The organism is Stenotrophomonas acidaminiphila (genome assembly GCF_014109845.1).
In the GTDB taxonomy this organism is placed as follows: Bacteria; Pseudomonadota; Gammaproteobacteria; order Xanthomonadales; family Xanthomonadaceae; genus Stenotrophomonas; species Stenotrophomonas acidaminiphila.
This window is the reverse complement of sequence record NZ_CP043567.1, coordinates 79,747-94,354: the sequence shown is the minus strand read 5'-3', so window position 1 is coordinate 94,354 and position 14,608 is coordinate 79,747. Positions and strand designations below refer to the sequence as shown.

Here is a 14,608-nt window from a genome sequence, read left to right as displayed (position 1 = left end):
TGCGCGCGATGAGTTCGCCTTCCACCGCCGCCGAACGCCGCCAACGGGTGATGCAGCTGCCGCCGCTGCGCGAGGCCGACGGCCGCCGCATCCAGCGCTTCCTCGATGCGATCTGGGCCGAACAGGGGCTGGCGCGGGCGACCCTGGACAGCTATCGCAGGGACCTGGAGGGACTGGCCCGCTGGGCGGCCTGGCAGGCCGGCGAACCGCCCCGCCAGGCGCCGGCGCCGGCGCCGCGGAGCACGCTGGCCGGCATCGATCGTGCCGGCCTGTTCGATTACCTGGCCTGGCGGACCCGCCACGGCTGGTCGCCGCGCAGCAACGCGCGCCTGCTTTCGGCGCTGCGCGCGTTCTTCGCCGATTGCCTGCGCCGCGGCGAGCGCGACGACGATCCGTCCGCGCTGCTGGAGCCGCCCCGGTTGCCGCGGCCGCTGCCCAAGGCCCTGGCCGAGAGCCAGATCGAGGCGCTGCTGGCCGCGCCGGATATCGCCACGGCGGAGGGCCTGCGCAACCGCGCCATGCTGGAACTGATGTATGCCGCCGGCCTGCGCGTGAGCGAACTGGTGGACCTGCCGGCCAACGCGGTCAACCTGCGCCAGGGCGTGCTGCGGGTGACCGGCAAGGGCAGCAAGGAGCGGCTGGTGCCGCTGGGCGAGGAATCCCGGCACTGGCTGGAGCGCTACCTGGCCGACGCGCGCCCGGCACTGGTGGCGGGGCGGCCGGTGCAGGCCACGGCCGACGGCCAGGTGCCGCTGTTCCTGGCCCGCGGGCAGAAGCCGCTGACGCGGCAGCAGTTCTGGGCGCTGGTGAAGGCCTGCGCGGCGGCGGCCGGCATCGACCCGGCGCGGATCAGTCCGCACGGCCTGCGCCACAGCTTCGCCACCCACCTGCTCAACCATGGCGCCGACCTGCGTGCGCTGCAGATGCTGCTGGGCCACAGTTCCCTGTCCACCACCCAGATCTACACCCTGGTCGCCCGCGAACACCTGCAGAAGCTGCACCGCAACCACCACCCGAGGGGGTGAGCGACCGCGCTTGCGCGCCACTGGCGCGCGCGGTCGCGAACGCCCGGCCACGGATGGCCGGGCCGGAGTATCCACAAGCCATTGAAGTCCCGCCAGGGAAGGCAGCAGCGAACCCGCGCCACTGGCGCGCGCGGTCGCGAACGCCCGGCCGCGCCAGGTGGAAACCCGGGCGCCAGCAACGCCTGCCGCGCCGCCGCGCGTCCAGATCCAACCGCATCCACGACCGCTTCCGATATCTCCGGGTATCTGCAGCGCTGTCTCGTCCAGCGGTACTCCGGTGGTTATCCCCCAGGATGCGGTCGCGAACGCCCGGCCGCGCCCGGCCGAAACCCGGGCGCCAGCAACGCCTGCCGCGCCGCCGCGCGTCCAGATCCCACCGCATCCATGACCGCTTTCGATATCTCCGGGTATCTGCAGCGCTGTCTCGTCCAGCGGTACTCCGGTGGTTATCCCTCAGGATGCGGTCGCGAACGCCTGCCGCGCCGCCGCGCGTCCAGATCCCGCCATCTCCTGCGATGGTTCCAGCGGCTGCGAGTACCCCCGGTACCGCCCGGCGCCCGGCGGCACTGGCGGCAGCGATGGCCCGGCCCGTTCTGCAACGGGTCATCAAGCCCGGATAGGCCGCACGGCCGCTTGCCGCAGCGGCATCGCGCCCTTTCGCGGGGCGCGGTGAGTGGCGCCCGCCCGGTGATACCCGGAACGTCCCCGTCCCCGGGGTATGCGAGAATCGCCGGGCTTTCCGCCTTTCTCTTTTCCTGGAATCCCCATGCTCCGAATCGCCACCGCCGCGCTGCTGGGCGCGATCAGCCTGACCGCCTGCGCGCAGCCGAAAGCGCCTGAAGCCACCGCCGCTGCCGCTCCGGCCACCGCGGACGGCGCGGTCGAGAAGCGGGTGCGCGATGCGCTCAGGCAGCTGGACCCGAATTTCAATCCGGACTACATCGGCGCCGCGCCGTTCGCCGGCTTCCGCGAGGTGGTGGTGTCCGGCCAGGTGCTGTACGTCACCGATGACGGCCGCTACCTGATGCAGGCCCAGCCCTACGACATCGGCAAGCGCGCGCTGGCGACCAGCGAGGGCCTGCTGGCCCACCGCCGCAAGCTGCTGGCGTCGCTGCCGCATTCGGACCGGATCGTGTTCGCGCCGCCGAATGCCAAGTACACCATCAGCGTGTTCACCGACATCGAGTGCGGATACTGCCGCAAGCTGCACCAGGACATCGCCGAGCTGAACCGCCAGGGCATCGCCGTCGAGTACCTGGCGTTCCCGCGCATGGGGCTGGGCAGCAAGGACCACACCGACATGATTTCGGTGTGGTGCGCCAGCGACCGCAAGGCGGCGCTGACCGCGGCCAAGTCCGACCGCCCGGTGGAGGCGAAGAACTGCACCAACCCGGTGGCGATGCAATACAACGTCGGCCAGCAGCTGGGCATCAGCGGCACCCCGGCGATCTTCGCCGCCGATGGCACCCAGCTGGGCGGCTACCTGCCGCCGGCGCAGCTCAAGGCCGCGCTGGAGCGGCTGCCCGGCGCCGCCGGCAGTCCCTGATCCGTCGGCCCCGGGGCAGCACGATGCCGCCGGCGCTCCGCCGCCGTCCGTCCGTCGCGTGGTGGACGGCGGTTGCCCGGCGCGCGGCGCTGCTTGCGCCGCTGCTCCACGCCGGCTGCGCGTCGGCACCGCTCACGTTCGAGGCCCATCGCGTCCCGCTGAGCCGCATCGACCATCCGGCGCCGGCGAAGCTGCCGCGCGCGGACATCGGCTGGAAGATGAAACAGTACGTGCAGTTCGACGGCGAGGTCCCGGAACCGCCCAACTTCGCCGACCGCTTCACCCTGTTCCTGGTCGGCTGCGGCAGCGGTTGCCGCCAGTACGCGCTGATCGACCGCCGCAGCGGCAGGGTCCACCCCGGCCAGGCGTTGAACAACGTCCGCTTCGACTACCGGCGCGACAGCCGCCTGCTGGTCGTCACCCATACCGAGGGGTACCGCTCCCCGGACATCGTCGACTACCTGGTCTGGAACGGGACGCGGTGGCGTCGCGTCGGCCGCGAGGTCAGGCCGGCGCCCGAAGAATAGGCCGTCGCCGGCCCCGGGGACCGGCGGCACACGGCGCCGCCGGGCACGGCCGGAAGCCGGCTCCGGTACAATGGCGGGCCCGACTCCCACCATGGTCTCCCGGACATGATCGTCCTCGAGGGCGCAGCCGCCCTTTCGCCGTTCCGCCGCGAACGTCTTGAATCCCGCCTGCAGTCCATCGCCGCCGATCTGCGCATCACCGGTGCCTGGCACGTCTATTTCACCCAGGCCACCGATGCCGCGGCCGTCGACCAGGCCACGCTGGGCCGCATCCTGCAGGCCCAGCCGCAACCGGCCGAGGCCGCCGCCGGCAGCCTGTCGCGCTACGTGGTGCCGCGCCTGGGTACGTTGTCGCCGTGGTCGAGCAAGGCCACCGAACTGGTGCGCGGCGCCGGCCTGGCGATCCAGCGCGTGGAGCGCGGCACCCGCATCGACCTGGCCGGCTGGCCGTCCGACCCGGCCCTGCAGGCGGCCGTGGCCCGGCTGCTGCACGATCCGATGACGCAGTCGCTGCTGGCCGACATCGCGCAGGCGCGGGCGTTGTTCGACAGCCCGGCGCGCAAGCCGCTGCAGCGCATCGCGCTGGCCGACCTGGAAGGCGCCAACAAGCGCCTGGGCCTGGCCCTGGCCGAGGACGAGATCGAGTACCTGCGCCAGCGCTACGGCGAACTCGGCCGCGACCCGTCCGACGTCGAACTGATGATGTTCGCGCAGGCCAATTCCGAGCATTGCCGGCACAAGATCTTCAACGCCAGCTGGACCATCGACGGACAGGCGCAGGAGCGCTCGCTGTTCCGGATGATCAAGAACACCCACCAGCAGACCCCGCAGCACACGCTCAGCGCCTACAGCGACAACGCCGCGGTGATCGAGGGCGAGCCGGCCGCGCGCTACCGCCCCGATCCGGCCAGCGGCCGCTACCGCAGCGAGGCGGTGGTGCCCAGCGCGTTCCAGATCAAGGTCGAGACGCACAACCACCCCACCGCGATCGCGCCGTTCCCGGGCGCCTCGACCGGTGCCGGCGGCGAGATCCGCGACGAGGGCGCGACCGGCCGCGGCGGCAAGCCCAAGGCCGGCCTGACCGGCTTCTCGGTCTCGCACCTGCGCATCCCGACCCTGCCGCAGCCGTGGGAGGCGCCGCGCGCGCTGAACCCGCGGATGGCGCCGGCGCTGGACATCATGCTCGACGGCCCGCTCGGCGGCGCCGCGTTCAACAACGAGTTCGGGCGCCCGAACCTGCTTGGCTACTTCCGCAGTTTCGAGCTGCCGGAAGACGGCATCACCCGCGCCTATGACAAGCCGATCATGCTGGCCGGCGGCCTGGGTGCGATCGACCGCGTGCAGGTGGACAAGCTGAAGCTGCAGGATGGCGACGTCGTCATCGTGCTCGGCGGCCCGGCGATGCTGATCGGCCTGGGCGGCGGCGCCGCCTCGTCGGTGGCCTCGGGCGAGAGCGCAGAGGACCTGGATTTCGCCAGCGTGCAGCGCGACAACCCGGAGATGGAGCGCCGCTGCCAGGAAGTGATCGACCGCTGCGTGGCCATGGGCGCCGACAACCCGATCAAGTTCTTCCACGACGTCGGCGCCGGCGGCCTGTCCAACGCCATCCCGGAACTGCTGCACGACTCCGACGTCGGCGGCGTGATCGACCTGGGCAAGGTGCCGACCGACGATCCCTCGCTGTCGCCGCTGGAACTGTGGTGCAACGAATCGCAGGAGCGCTACGTGCTGGGCATCCCGGCCGGGCGCCTGGCCGAGTTCACCGCCATCTGCGCGCGCGAGCGCTGCCCGTTCGCCGCGGTCGGCGTGGCCACCGCCGAGGAACGGCTGGTGGTGGCCTACGGCGCGACCCCGGGCAACATCCCGGCCGATGCGCCGATCGACCTGCCGATGGACGTGCTGTTCGGCAAGGCGCCGAAGATGCACCGCGACACCGCGCACCCGGCCGCGCCGCGCTGGCCGCAGCTGAAGACCGCCGGCATCGACCTGCATGACGCCGGCCTGCGGGTGCTGTCGCACCCGACCGTGGCGGCCAAGAACTTCCTGGTCACCATCGGCGACCGCAGCGTTGGCGGCCTGACCGCGCGCGAGCAGATGATCGGCCCGTGGCAGCTGCCGATGGCCGATGTCGCCATCACCCTGGCCGGGTTCGACACCTACGCCGGCGAGGCGATGGCGGTGGGCGAGCGCACCCCGCTGGCGCTGCTCAACGCCGCCGCCTCGGCGCGCATGGCGGTGGGCGAGGCCATCACCAACCTGTGCGCCGCGCCGCTGATCTCGCTGGACACGGTCAAGCTGTCGGCCAACTGGATGGCCGCCTGCGGCCACGACGGCGAGGACGCGCTGCTGTACGACGCGGTCAGGGCGGTGGGCATGGAACTGTGCCCGCAGCTGGACATCAGTATCCCGGTGGGCAAGGACTCGCTGTCGATGCAGGCGCAGTGGCAGGCCGGCGGCAGGACCGAGAAGTCGGTGTCGCCGGTGTCGCTGGTGATCTCGGCGTTCGCGCCGGTGGCCGACGCGCGCCAGCAGCTGACACCGCTGCTGGAACGCGAGGGCGAAAGCGAGCTGTGGCTGATCGGGCTGGGCGCGGGCAAGCAGCGCCTGGGCGGCTCGATCCTGGCCCAGACCCAGGCCGACCACAGCGCGCTGCCGGCGTTCGCCGGCGAAGTGCCGGACCTGGACGACCCGCAGCGCCTGCGCGGCTTCTTCGAACTGATCCGCGACGCGCGCCAGGCCGGGCTGCTGCTGGCCTACCACGACCGCAGCGACGGCGGCGCGTTCGCCGCCCTGTGCGAGATGTCGTTCGCCTCGCGGCTGGGCCTGGACATCGTGCTCGATGCCTGGGGCGACGATCCGTTCCGCAGCCTGTTCAACGAGGAACTGGGTGCGGTGGTGCAGATCGCCAGGGAAGACCGCGCCGCGTTCGCCGACCTGGTCGAACGCCATGCGCTGACCGAATGCGCGCAGCGCATCGCACGCCCGACCACCGCGCCGGTGGTGCGCGTGCAGCTGGGCGGGCAGAGCCTGGCCGAGTGGCGCTGGGAAGAGCTGTTCGATGCCTGGTGGTCGGTGACCCACGCCATGCAGAAGCTGCGCGACAACCCGGAGGCGGCCGACCAGGAGCGTGCGGTCGCGCGCAATTTCAATGCCCCGGGGCTGAAGCCGAAACTGGCGTTCGACCCGGCCGAGGATGTCGCCGCGCCGTTCATCGCCACCGGGGCGCGGCCGAAGGTGGCGATCCTGCGCGAGCAGGGCGTCAACGGCCAGATCGAAATGGCCAATATCTTCGAGCGCGCCGGCTTCGATGCCTTCGACGTGCACATGAGCGACCTGATCGAAGGCCGCGTGCAGCTGGCGGACTTCCGCGGGCTGGCCGCCTGCGGCGGCTTCAGCTACGGCGACGTGCTGGGCGCGGGCCGCGGCTGGGCCACCTCGATCCTGGAGCGCCCGGCGCTGCGCGAGGCCTTCGCCGCGTTCTTCGCGCGCCCGGACACCTTCGCCCTGGGCGTGTGCAACGGGTGCCAGATGATGAGCCAGCTCAAGGCCATCATCCCCGGCGCGGAGCACTGGCCGGTCTTCCTGCGCAACCGCAGCGAGCAGTTCGAGGCCCGCACCGCATTGCTGGAAGTGGTGGAGTCGCCGTCGATCCTGCTGCGCGGCATGGCCGGTTCGCGGCTGCCGGTGGCGGTGGCGCACGGCGAGGGCCGCGCCGAGTTCGACGGCGCGGTCGACCAGGCCGCGGTCGACGTGGCGCTGCGCTACGTCGATGGCGATGGCCGCGTGGCCGAACAGTACCCGCTGAACCCGAACGGCTCGCCCGACGGCATCACCGGCCTGACCACCCGCGACGGCCGCGTCACCATCCTGATGCCGCACCCGGAGCGGACCCCGCGCACGCTCAACCTGAGCTGGGCGCCGAAGGGCTGGGGCGAGGACGCGCCGTGGCTGCGCATGTTCCGCAACGCGCGGGTGTGGTGCGGCTGATCGCGCCGTGCCATCAACGGGCCCGTGGCGACACGGGCCCGCTGCGACGCCGTGGCGGCAGCGCGGCGTCATGCGGCCTGCGGGTACGCGCTGCCGCGGGCGACTGCTAGAGTTCGCTGCGTCAGCCTCAGGGAATCGCCGGCCGTGACCAGTTCCGCACCCTCCATTCCACGCCGGGCCGGGGACGCTGCGTGCGCTTGCCGGTGATCCTGTTGCCGGTCGGCGTGGACGACGTGGCGCTCGATGCCTGCCTGGCGGCGCTGGAAACCGCCACCCCCGCCGGTACCCCGATCTGGTTGGCCGACGATGCCCAGGGCGGGCCGCGGGTGCAGGCGGTGATCGAACCGTGGCTGGCGCGCACCCGGCTGCAGGCGGAGTACACCCGGCGCCCGCGGTCCATTGGCGAATCGGCGCACCTGGAGCAGATGCTGCAGGCCTGCGGCGACGCCGACGTGGCGGTGCTCGCGCCCGACGCGCTGCCGCTGCCGGGCTGGCTGCAGCAGCTGTCCGATTGCCTCGCGCGCGATGCGTCCATCGCCACCGCCACGCCGTGGAGCAATGCCGGCGAGACCGTGGCCTGGCCGCGCGCCGGCGAACTCAATCCGCTGCCGTCCGATGGCGCACGGCTGGCGCGCGCCTGCGCGTCGATGCCGCTGCTGCACCCGGAGCTGCCCTCGGCGGTCACCCATGCCGTGCTGGTGCGCGGCAGCGCGCGGCGCCGCGCCGGCGGGCTGGACACGCAGAGCTGCGGCTCGTGGTACGCGGCGCTGGTGGACCTGAGCCTGCGCATGAGCGGGCTGGGCTGGCGCAACGTGCTGTGCGACAACGCCTTCGTCGGCCGCCATGACGAGGGCCGCCCCGCCGACGGCGACATGGAAGTGCTGGGCAACCGCTGGCCGGCCTGGACCGCGCGCCTGGCCGGGTTCCTGATGGACGATCCGTTGCATCACCACCGCCAGCACCTGCAGCAGCTGTGGGAGCTGGCGGCGCTGCCGGCGCGCCAGCCCGACCTGTTCGGCGACGACGATGACGGCGGCGATGCGGCGGCGGAGGTCGCCTCGTGAGCGGGGCGATCGCGGTCGTCGTGGTCAGCTACCAGAGCGCGGCGACGCTGGACGAATGCCTGGCGCGGCTGCGCGGCGCGCACGACGTGGTGCAGATCCGGGTAGTGGACAACGCCTCCGACGATGGCTCGCTCGGCATCGTCCAGCGCCATGCCCTGGCCGATGCGCGGGTGCGCTTCATCGCCAATCCCGACAACCCCGGTTTCGCCACCGCCTGCAACCAGGGCGCGCGCGACAGCGACGCGCCGTGGCTGGCGTTCGTCAATCCCGACCTGATGGTCGAACCCGACACGCTGGCGCGCCTGCGCGACCTGGGCCTGCCGCTGGGCGACTGCCTGCTCGGCGTGGAGCAGGTGGACGCGCAGGGGCGGCCGGATGCGGCGGTGCGGCGCCGCGATCCCGACTTCGCCGCGATGCTGCGCAATCCCGCCGCCGGTGCGCGGTTGGCGCTGGCACCCGATCCGGCGCAGCCGCTGCAGGAAGTGCCGGCGCTGTCCGGCGCGCTGCTGCTGATGCCGCGGGCGCTGTTCGACCGCATTGGCGGCTGGGACGCGGGCTACCGGCTGCATGCCGAGGACCTGGACCTGTGCCGGCGCGCACGCCAGGCCGGGGCCACGGTGGCCATCGCCAACCGGCTGGCGGTGCTGCACGTGCGCGGCGTCTCCAGCCGTGCACGGCCGTTTTTCGTCGAGTGGCACAAGCACCGCGGGCTGTGGCGCTATTTCCGCAAGTTCGAGGCGCCGCGCCGCGGCCTGCCGGTACGCGCCGCGGTGTGGTGCGCGATCTGGGCGCATGCGCTCGTGCAGGTGCCACGGCTGCTGCTGCGCCGCTGACGGCGCCGTCCATGCGCGGGCCGGCGCCCGGGTTCCCCTGATGGTGGCGCCGTGGCTGCCTGCAAAGGCAGCGTCATCCGGCCATGGTCTTCTTACGGTCGTGTGCTTTGCTGTCCGCATCCCCGGGAGTGCGTTGGATGCGGCGGTGTGCACCGCTGCATCGGCAGGTCGCTGGGTGTTGGCTTGAATTGTGATCTAATTCACAATATTCAGTGGTATCGAATGTCGCAGGAGGCGGGATGCGTTGCGTAGGTGAGGTGCGGGTGCGCAGGGGAATGGCCTGGTGAACCCGGCAGAGTTGCTCGATGGTTATCGCGACCGTTCCTGTGCCCGGCAATGGCGGGGCTTCCTGCAGGCGATGGCGGCGGAGTTCGACCAGGCGCTGCCGGAGGAGGAATCGGCACGGCTGATGGCGCGCATCGGCCAGCGCTTCGCCGACGCCCATGGCCTGCCGCCGGTGGCCACCGTCGAGGCCCTGCAGGCCTCGGTCAACGCGGTGTGGACGGACTGCGAGTGGGGATGGGCGAGGTTCGAGGAGCGCGCCGACCAGCTGCGCATCGTGCATGCGGCCTCGCCGCTGGCGGCGGCGCTGGGTGGCGGCGCCTGGCATCACGGCTTTCTCGAGGGCGCCTACCGCCATTGGCTGCGCGGCGCCGGCATGCTTGCCGTGCTCGATGTGCGCCACCTGGCGACCGGCAACCGTGACGTTTCGATCTTTACCGTGGGGCGGGTGTTTTGACGATGGATGAGATGCGTTGGGCATGAGCAGCAACCGACCGGCGGCAGCGCCGCAATGCGATGACGATGTGGCAGGCCTGTTCATGAAGCTGGGCGACGGCAAGGGACGGCCGGAGTACCGGGAGTTCCCCGAGGCCAGGTTGCCCGCTGCGGCGACCCGGCCGGCAGCGCCGGCGGCAGTGGAAGCGGTGGTCGCGGTGCAACCCGCGGCTGCGCCCGACCTGCCCGCCGCGCAGGCGGACACGCCACTGTCGCAGTTGTTCCGCAGGCTGGCAGAAGCCGGCGGGACGATTCCGGACGACAGCCCCCTGATCCGCTTGCGCAGGCAATAGGAACGGGGCACGAACGCCGCGCCGGACCGCGATGACGCGCGATCCGGCCGGCAAGGCCGCCCGCAGGGGCGGCGCACAGGGGAAATCCATGAGACTTTCAATCAGGCCCGAGGGCTCGCAGGCCCTGGCTCGCCTTGGCTTGGCCGCGCTGGTGCTGGTGGGCGTGCTGCTCATCGGCTTCGTCGTCACCGTGCCGCTGGACGTGACCCGGCAGCTGCTGTTCTCGCTGGCGGTGTTCGCCATCGGCCTGTGCCTGCGGCGCGCCCGCAACCGCATCGTGCCGCTGCTGCTGATGGGGCTGTCGCTGGTCATGTCCAGCCGCTACATGTGGTGGCGGCTGACCGAGACCATGGGCATGGGCAGCGTGGTCGACCTGACCCTGGGCTTCGGCCTGGTGATGGCCGAGGTCTACGCGTTCGTGGTGCTGGTGCTGGGCTATTTCCAGGTGGCCTGGCCACTGCACCGGCGCTCGCTGCCGCTGCCCGAGGACCAGTCGCTGTGGCCGACGGTGGACGTGTTCATCCCCACCTACAACGAACCGCTGTCGGTGGTGCGCACCACCGTGCTGGCGGCGACGGTGATGGACTGGCCGGCCGGCAAGTTGAAGATCCACCTGCTCGACGACGGCCGCCGCGAGGAATTCCGCGCGTTCTGCGAGGAAGTGGGGGTGAACTACGTCACCCGCACCAACAACAACCACGCCAAGGCCGGCAACATCAACGCGGCGCTGAAGAAATCCGACGGCGAGTACGTCGCCATCTTCGACTGCGACCACGTGCCGACGCGTTCGTTCCTGCAGATGTCGATGGGCTGGTTCCTGCACGACGCGCGGCTGGCGGTGGTGCAGACGCCGCACTACTTCTTCTCGGCCGACCCGTTCGAGCGCAACCTCGGCACCTTCGGCAAGGTGCCCAACGAAGGCGAGCTGTTCTACGGCCTGCTGCAGGACGGCAACGACGCCTGGAACGCGACCTTCTTCTGCGGGTCGTGCGCGGTGATCAAGCGCGCGCCGCTGGAAGAGGTGGGCGGGGTGGCGGTGGAGACGGTGACCGAGGATGCGCATACCGCCATCCGCCTGCACCGCGCCGGCTACCGCAGCGCCTACATTCCGGTGCCGCAGGCCGCCGGACTGGCCACCGAGAGCCTGTCGGCGCACGTGGGCCAGCGCACGCGCTGGGCGCGCGGCATGGCGCAGATCTTCCGCGTCGACAACCCGATGCTGGGCCGCGGCCTGAGCCTGGTGCAGCGCATCTGCTACACCAACGCGATGCTGCACTTCTTCTACGGGCTGCCGCGCATCATCTTCCTGACCGCGCCGCTGGCGTTCCTGTTCTTCGGCGCGCACGTGATCCACGCCTCGGCGCTGATGATCTTCGCCTACGCGCTGCCGCACCTGGCGCAGGCCAGCCTGACCAACCTGCGCATCCAGGGCGGGCACCGCCACCTGCTGTGGAACGAGGTCTACGAGACCGCGCTGGCCTGGTACATCCTGCGGCCGACGCTGATGGCGGTGTTCAACCCGCGGCTGGGCAAGTTCAACGTCACCGCCAAGGGCGGCCTGGTCCACAACAGCTATTTCGACGCGCAGATCGCCCGTCCGTACCTGTTCCTGCTGCTGCTCAACCTGGCCGGCGTGGTCGCCGGCATCGTCCGCCTGGTGATGGCCGACAGCAGCGGCGAGGTCAACACGATCTGGCTCAACCTGGGCTGGACCTTCTACAACATGATCATGCTCGGCGCGGTCATCGCCACCTGCAGCGAGCAGCGCCAGATCCGCCGTGCGCACCGCGTGCCGCTGGAAATGAAGGCGCTGCTGCACCTGCCCGACGGACGCGCGCTGGCCTGCAGCACGGTCGATTTCTCCACCGGCGGCATGGCCATCCGCCTGGACCAGCCGCAGCCGGTGCAGCCCGATACCCCGGTGGAGATCGAGCTGCGCCATCGCCAGCGCAGCCAGCGCCTGCCGGCGCAGGTGCGCCACGACCGCGACGCGCAGGGGCTGAGCCTGCAGTTCGGCGAGCTGAACATCGAGCAGGAGCGCTGGCTGATCGCCTCCACCTTCGCCCGCGCCGACATCTGGGTCTCGCTGTGGGGCCGGCACGAGCGCGACACCTTCCTGCGCTCGCTGTCCGATGTGCTCCGCGCCAGCCTGCGCGGCTTCCACCGCCTGGGCCGATTCGTCATCACCAGGGGGCGGAATGACGGCAACGCCCAGCCCGCTCCCGGAGAAACCGCATGAAGCATTGCCTGCCTGTACCGCCGACCCCCGCCGCGCGCGCGCGCAGCGCCACGCTGGCATTCGCCCTGGCCCTGCTGGCGGGCACCGCCCACGCGCAGGCGCCGGCCGCCGCACCGTTGCCGCCGGGCCTGCAGCCGGACATCGCCGCCGCCGCGCCCGTACCGGGCGCGCTGCCGCTGCAGCGCAGCCGCTCCACGCTCAAGCAGCTGGGACTGGACTATGAAGTGACGCTGCGCGGCGTGCAGGGCACGGCCGGCATCCCGTTCTCGATCCGCAGCGACCAGGTCGTCGACCACGCCGCGCTGCACCTGAAGTACACCTATTCGCCGGCGCTGCTGCCGGATCTGTCGCACCTGCGCGTCACCGTCAACGACGTGACCGTGGCGACGCTGCCGGTCTCGGCGGAGGAGGCCGGGCGGCCGGTCGAGCGCGACGTCGCCATCGATCCGCGGCTGGTAACCGGCTACAACCGGGTCAACCTGCAGCTGATCGGCCACTACACGCGCGAGTGCGAAGACCCCGACCACAGCAGCCTGTGGGCCAACATCGACAGCGCCAGCTACCTGGAACTGGGCTGGCTGCCGCTGCCGCTGAGCAACGACCTGGCGCTGCTGCCGGTGCCGTTCTTCGATGCGCGCGATACCCGCCGGCTGGAACTGCCGTTCGTGTTCGCCGGGCAGCCGGCCAACGGCCAGCTGCAGGCCGCCGGCATCGTGTCGTCGTGGTTCGGCGCGCTGGCCGGCTACCGTGGCGCGATGTTCCCGGTGTCCACCGGGGTGCTGCCGGCGCGCGGCAATGCGGTGGTCGTGGCCACGCCGCGCAACCTGCCGGCCGGCGTGGCGCCGGTCGAGGTGTCCGGGCCGACGCTGGCGGTGGCCAGCAACCCCAACGATGCCGGCGGCAAGCTGCTGCTGGTGCTGGGCCGCGACGATGCCGAACTGCGCGCGGCGGCCACCGCGCTGGCGTTGGGCGCGCCGCTGTCCGGCGCCAGCGCGACCCTGCGCGAGGTCAAGGACGCCGCGCCGCGCAAGCCCTACGACGCGCCCAACTGGGTGCCCAGCGACCGCCCGGTGCGCTTTTCCGAACTGGTGCGCAGCACCAGCGAGCTCAACGTGGTCGGGTACAACCCGGACCTGATCCGCATCGGCCTGCAGTTGCCGCCGGACCTGTTCGTGTGGCGCAAGGACGGCATTCCGGTGGACCTGCGCTACCGCTATACCCTGCCCGAAGGCGCGGACAAGTCGGCGCTGAACATCAGCATCAACGACGCGTTCGTGACCACGCTGCCGCTCAACGGCCGCCCGCTGGCGACCTCGGTGCCGCGGCAGCTGTGGCAGAAGCTGGGCGCGCGCGGCGCGATGCCGATCCAGCAGCCGCTGCTGCTGCCGACCGGGCCGCTGTCGGCCAGCAGCCAGCTGCGCTTCCACTTCTTCTTCGACCGCCCGCGCGCGGAGGAGTGCAAGAACACCTTCCCGGACGTGTCGGCGTCGATCGACGACGCCTCCACCATCGACCTGAGCGGCTTCGCGCACTACATGGCGATGCCCAACCTGGCCGCCTTCGGCAATGCCGGCTTCCCGTTCACGCGCATGGCCGACCTGTCCGACAGCGCGCTGGTGATGCCCGACAACGCCAGCGGCGACGACGTGGCCAATGCCCTGGCGCTGCTCGGCCGCATGGGGGCCTCGACCGGCTATCCGGCGCTGCGCACGCGCGTCATCCAGGCACGCCAGGTCGACGAACACGCCGACCAGGACCTGCTGGTGCTCGGTTCGCGCCGCAACCAGCCGCTGTTCGCGCGCTGGGCCGCGGCGATGCCGGTCGGCGACAGTGCCCAGGCCCGCCGCTTCGGCCTGTCCGACTGGCTGTTCAACACGCTGCCGGCGTTCCTGTCGCCCGACGCGCGCCGTACCGACCTGCCGACCGTGGCCGAGGTCGGCGTGCGCCCGCAGCCGGGCGACGTGCTGCTGCTGGGTTTCGAATCGCCGCTGCGCAAGGGCCGCAGCGTGGTGGCGCTGATGGCCGACGAGCCGGGCCACGTGAACCGCCTGTTCGAGGCGTGGTTCGATCCGGCGCGTCTGCGCCGGTTCCAGGGCAGCGTGGTGCTGCTGCAGGGCGACACGGTGCGCAGCCTGGCCGGCAACCAGACCTACTACGTCGGCGAGCTGCCGCCGCTGCTGGCGCTGCGCTGGTTCTTCGCCCATCACCCGCTGTGGCTGGCGCTGGGCGTGGGCCTGGTGTGCCTGCTGCTGGCCATGCTGGCCGGCTGGCTGCTGCGGCGCCATGCGCGTGCGCGCCTGAAGGTCGCGGGCTGAGC

General features: G+C 71.7%; 10 protein-coding genes. All 10 read left to right on the top strand.

What is annotated here, in order from left to right; translation table 11 throughout:
• Positions 1-8: 8 nt before the first annotated feature.
• The 10 genes from xerD to bcsB all read left to right on the top strand — a co-directional run bounded on the left by xerD (position 9) and on the right by bcsB (position 14,606).
• Complete coding sequence (gene xerD / locus F0P95_RS00635; protein WP_182336635.1) at positions 9-1,025, top strand: site-specific tyrosine recombinase XerD; 1,017 nt, start codon at positions 9-11, stop codon at positions 1,023-1,025.
• Between the two features lie 766 nt (positions 1,026-1,791).
• A complete protein-coding gene (locus F0P95_RS00630) occupies positions 1,792-2,571 on the top strand; it encodes a DsbC family protein (protein WP_182335311.1) in 780 nt (259 codons plus the stop codon).
• 23 nt (positions 2,572-2,594) lie between these two features.
• Entirely contained in the window at positions 2,595-3,098 is a 504-nt protein-coding gene (locus F0P95_RS00625) for a hypothetical protein (protein ID WP_182335310.1), read from the top strand.
• A 105-nt stretch (positions 3,099-3,203) separates the two neighbouring features.
• Positions 3,204-7,085: a phosphoribosylformylglycinamidine synthase gene (purL, locus tag F0P95_RS00620; protein WP_182335309.1), complete on the top strand. Its 3,882-nt coding sequence runs from the start codon at positions 3,204-3,206 to the stop codon at positions 7,083-7,085.
• A 191-nt stretch (positions 7,086-7,276) separates the two neighbouring features.
• The gene (locus tag F0P95_RS00615; RefSeq protein WP_182335308.1) at positions 7,277-8,149 is read left to right on the top strand and encodes a glycosyltransferase family 2 protein; all 873 of its coding nucleotides are present in this window, start codon (positions 7,277-7,279) and stop codon (positions 8,147-8,149) included.
• Entirely contained in the window at positions 8,146-8,982 is an 837-nt protein-coding gene (locus F0P95_RS00610) for a glycosyltransferase family 2 protein (RefSeq protein ID WP_054667642.1), read from the top strand. Before F0P95_RS00615 ends, F0P95_RS00610 begins: the two co-directional genes overlap by 4 nt.
• Positions 8,983-9,265: 283 nt before the next feature.
• The gene (bcsD, locus tag F0P95_RS00605) at positions 9,266-9,721 is read left to right on the top strand and encodes a cellulose biosynthesis protein BcsD (protein ID WP_425515892.1); all 456 of its coding nucleotides are present in this window, start codon (positions 9,266-9,268) and stop codon (positions 9,719-9,721) included.
• 22 nt (positions 9,722-9,743) lie between these two features.
• On the top strand, positions 9,744-10,052 hold the full coding sequence (locus F0P95_RS00600; protein WP_182335307.1) for a hypothetical protein: 309 nt from the start codon (positions 9,744-9,746) through the stop codon (positions 10,050-10,052).
• 88 nt (positions 10,053-10,140) lie between these two features.
• Positions 10,141-12,291, top strand: coding sequence for a UDP-forming cellulose synthase catalytic subunit (gene bcsA / locus F0P95_RS00595; RefSeq protein ID WP_182335306.1), 2,151 nt, complete (start codon positions 10,141-10,143; stop codon positions 12,289-12,291).
• Positions 12,288-14,606: a cellulose biosynthesis cyclic di-GMP-binding regulatory protein BcsB gene (gene bcsB / locus F0P95_RS00590; protein ID WP_182335305.1), complete on the top strand. Its 2,319-nt coding sequence runs from the start codon at positions 12,288-12,290 to the stop codon at positions 14,604-14,606. The genes bcsA and bcsB overlap by 4 nt, the downstream gene beginning before the upstream one ends.
• Positions 14,607-14,608 lie beyond the last annotated feature (2 nt).

What these genes read in the sequence shown, in the direction of transcription:
- xerD (WP_182336635.1), top strand. Translation starts at nt 9, where the DNA reads ATGAGTTCGCCTTCCACCGCCGCCGAACGCCGCCAACGGGTGATGCAG.
- F0P95_RS00625 (WP_182335310.1), top strand. Translation starts at nt 2,595, where the DNA reads ATGCCGCCGGCGCTCCGCCGCCGTCCGTCCGTCGCGTGGTGGACGGCG.
- bcsB (WP_182335305.1), top strand. Translation starts at nt 12,288, where the DNA reads ATGAAGCATTGCCTGCCTGTACCGCCGACCCCCGCCGCGCGCGCGCGC.
- F0P95_RS00600 (WP_182335307.1), top strand. Translation starts at nt 9,744, where the DNA reads ATGAGCAGCAACCGACCGGCGGCAGCGCCGCAATGCGATGACGATGTG.
- F0P95_RS00630 (WP_182335311.1), top strand. Translation starts at nt 1,792, where the DNA reads ATGCTCCGAATCGCCACCGCCGCGCTGCTGGGCGCGATCAGCCTGACC.
- bcsA (WP_182335306.1), top strand. Translation starts at nt 10,141, where the DNA reads ATGAGACTTTCAATCAGGCCCGAGGGCTCGCAGGCCCTGGCTCGCCTT.
- purL (WP_182335309.1), top strand. Translation starts at nt 3,204, where the DNA reads ATGATCGTCCTCGAGGGCGCAGCCGCCCTTTCGCCGTTCCGCCGCGAA.